This window comes from Gelidibacter sp. (assembly GCF_039916245.1).
Lineage (GTDB): Bacteria > Bacteroidota > Bacteroidia > Flavobacteriales > Flavobacteriaceae > Gelidibacter.
Genome location: NZ_JBDSLS010000052.1, coordinates 1 through 3562, shown reverse-complemented (window position 1 = coordinate 3562; position 3562 = coordinate 1). Strand labels below are relative to the sequence as shown.

Here is a 3562-nt window from a genome sequence, read left to right as displayed (position 1 = left end):
CGCGTTTACGTTGATAAAAGTTGGGCAATTCCAAATAGTGGTTGGGCTCTTGTAAATAATCGGCCAAGGCTTTTTGCATCGGATGGTTGGCGCAAAACACATTGAATTGATGCACTTTTTGGAATTCTGCCATCAACTCCTTTGGCGCGCAACAATAGCCTAATTTCCAACCGGTGTTATGAAAAGTTTTTCCAAAGGACGCCACAATAAAACTTCGCGACTTCAAATGGGGAAACAAACACGCGCTTTGATGTTTATGATCGTCAAAAATGATATGTTCATAAACTTCATCACTCAGCAAAATAATATTGGTGCCTTTGAGAAGTTCCTGCAATTTGAGCATATCTTCTTTTGAAAATACCGTCCCACTTGGGTTTTGCGGTGTATTGATAATGACCATTTTTGTTCTGGAAGTGATTTTTTTGGAAACCTCTGTCCAATCCACTTTATAATGTGGTGCTTTTAGTTGTATCGAAATTGGTTTTCCGCCATTGAGTTCTATGGCGGGCTCGTAACAATCATAAGCAGGCCTGAATAAAATAACTTCATCATCAGGTTTTATGAAGGTTGAAATAATAGTAAAGATGGCTTGCGTTGCGCCAGCGGTAACAGTTATTTCTGAATCTGGATGGTACGAGGCGTTATAGAGTTTCTCAAGCTTATTGGTTATCGCCACGCGCAACTCCAAGCTGCCAGCCATGGGCGCGTATTGATTGTAGCCAGAATTCATGGCATTGGTCACTAAGTCAATCAGTTTTTGATCACTCTTGAAATTTGGAAACCCTTGTGATAAATTGAGGGCGTTATTTTTTTGAGCCAACGCGCTCATGACCGTAAAAATGGTCGTGCCAACATTGGGAAGTTTTGAATCGTGATGCATTATCAGGTGCTTTAATTTTATGAAAGATACTATAAACAAAGATTTTTGACTTGTTTAATGAAGTTTTTGTTTGATTTCGGGATACTTGATTTATGACTTGTTTGCCACGAATACACGAATTAAATATAGAAATTCGTGTATTCGTGGCATCTTTTATAAAGTTGACATTTAAGCGGTTCGGGTTGGGGGTTATTGTTTCTTTAAATGATAATTCAGCAAGAGATGTTATTATTATTCAAATTCAGCTGATTTCATTTTGCATCTATAAAATTCAATTCAACTTTCAGGTAATGTATTTTTTTGCTTCTGAACCTCTTGTAGGATGGTTTTATTTGTTTTGAAATTTGATTGTAAATTGTATTTTTTCAGGTTTTTACGGAACGAGTCTTTGTTCTTAATTCTAAAAGCGAAGCGGTCTTGATTCTTTTACATACATAAATAGTTTAGTATTACTGGTGGCTTCCCTATCTTTGAGATCTTAAAAAAAAAACAATTTTAGATATGAGAATTTTCAAAATTTTATTTCTTTTTATTGCGTTTCAAGTTTCTGCTCAACAAGGCGGAATGTGGATTCCTTCCTTACTTCAAGGAATGAATGAAGACGAAATGCAAAGTCTTGGTAGTAAGCTTTCGGCCAAGGACATTTATGATGTTAATAATTCGAGCTTAAAGGATGCTATTGGTCATTTTAATGGCGGATGTACGTCTGAGGTTATTTCTAACAATGGTTTGGTTTTGACCAATCATCACTGTGGATTTAGTCAAATTCAGTCGCATTCATCTTTAGAAAACGATTATTTACAACATGGTTTTTGGGCCATGAACCTAGATGAAGAATTGCCAAATGATAACTTATATATCGAGTTTATTGTAAGAATAGAAGATGTTACCAAACAGGTTTTGGAAGGCGTTACTGATGATATGACTGACAGGGCTCAGCAATCAAAAAGAGGAAGTAACAGTGCAGCTATTGAAAGAGCGGCTAAAAAAGAAGCTTGGCAAGACACCAAAATCAAAGCGTTTTATAAAGGCAACCAATATTTTCTTTTCGTTACCGAACGTTATACTGATATCCGATTGGTGGGAGCACCGCCATCAAGCATAGGAAAGTTTGGAAGTGATACCGACAACTGGGTTTGGCCGCGACATACGGGCGATTTCTCATTGTTCAGAATTTATGCTGATAAAAATAACCGTCCGGCAGCTTATTCAAAAGATAACGTGCCGTTTAAACCAAGACACTTTTTGCCGGTATCTTTAGACGGCGTGAGTGAAGACGATTTTACGATGGTTTTTGGTTTTCCTGGTACTACGGATGAGTATCTACCTGCCGTTGCCATTGCGCAAACTGTAGAGAAAATTAATCCAACCGCTATTGCTATTAGAACAGCGGCATTGAAAGTGATTGACGCCTTTATGATGGTTGATGATCAAATCAGAATTCAATATGCCTCAAAACAAGCTCGAATTGCCAATGCTTGGAAAAAATGGCAAGGCGAAAACTTAGGGATTCACAAAAGTGGTGCGATTGCTATAAAGAAGGCGCAGGAAGCTGAGTTTACAAAGCAAATGAAAGCAAAGGGACTGGAAGCTAAATACGGAACTGTTTTGCCAGAACTTGAGCGACTTTACAATGAAATAGAAGACGTCAGCGTGAAGCGTACCAGTTTTATGGAAGTCTTTTTAAGAACGAATGAACTTACGCCAATGATCTTTAATCTTGTGCAACTTGAAGCGGCGGCGGCTAATAGTGAGGAGACTTTCGAAAAACAAAGAGATGCCAATATTGGACGCATGAAGGGTGTTTACAAAAACTATAATGCCGAAGTAGATAAAGGTGTTTTTGAAGAAGTAATGCCGATGTACGCGGATAATGTTGACAGTTCTATTTATGATAAAACGGCATTCACGAATCAGGAAAGTGCTTTAAAAGTTTTAGAAGGTAATTCGACAGAGGTTTTGGAAAAACTAAATAACGATGCGGCTTATCAATATCTAAAGCCATATATTATTGAGTTTTATACGACTATTGAACCTAAATTTCAAGAGCTGAACCCGCAAATAAATACGTTGGAACAGCAATATATGACGGCTTTAATGGAGGTGTTGCCAAAGCAGCGCTATTTCCCAGATGCTAACGGTACGTTGCGTGTTACTTATGGTAAAGTAAAAGGTTATGAGCCAAGGGATGCCGTGTATTATGAGCCTTTAACGTATTTAGATGGCGTGATGGAAAAATATATTCCTGGGGATTATGAATTTGACGTTCCTGAAAAGTTACAGGAGTTATATGCGAAAAAGGATTACGGACAATACACCGACAGTACTGGAAAAGTGCCGGTGTGCTTTTTAGGCACCAACCATACCACGGGTGGAAACTCAGGAAGTCCAGCCATTGATGCCTATGGCAATTTGGTTGGACTGAATTTTGACCGTGTTTGGGAAGGAACGATGAGTGATATGTATTATGATCCTGAAATCTGTAGAAACATTATGGTCGATATGCGCTACGTACTTTTTATCATTGATAAATATGCCGGTGCAAAACATCTGATTGATGAAATGACTTTGGTACGTCCAAAAACCGATGCCAAGAAGAGTAAGAAAACTAAAAAAGTAAAGAGAAAGAAATAATCAGATTGACAATTCAAAACTGAGCCCTTTCAATTGATTTTGAAAGGG

The 3562-nt window shown here is 37.9% G+C and carries 2 protein-coding genes; one reads left to right on the top strand and one right to left on the bottom strand.

Annotated elements, in window-relative coordinates; translation table 11 throughout:
- Nucleotides 1–880 (bottom strand): methionine aminotransferase (locus tag ABIQ28_RS02705; RefSeq protein WP_348035212.1); only part of this gene is annotated, 880 nt, incomplete at its 3' end.
- Between the two features lie 501 nt (nucleotides 881–1381).
- Between ABIQ28_RS02705 and ABIQ28_RS02700 the strand changes: the two genes are divergently transcribed.
- Complete coding sequence (locus tag ABIQ28_RS02700; RefSeq protein ID WP_348035211.1) at nucleotides 1382–3514, top strand: S46 family peptidase; 2133 nt, start codon at nucleotides 1382–1384, stop codon at nucleotides 3512–3514.
- Nucleotides 3515–3562: the final 48 nt, after the last annotated feature.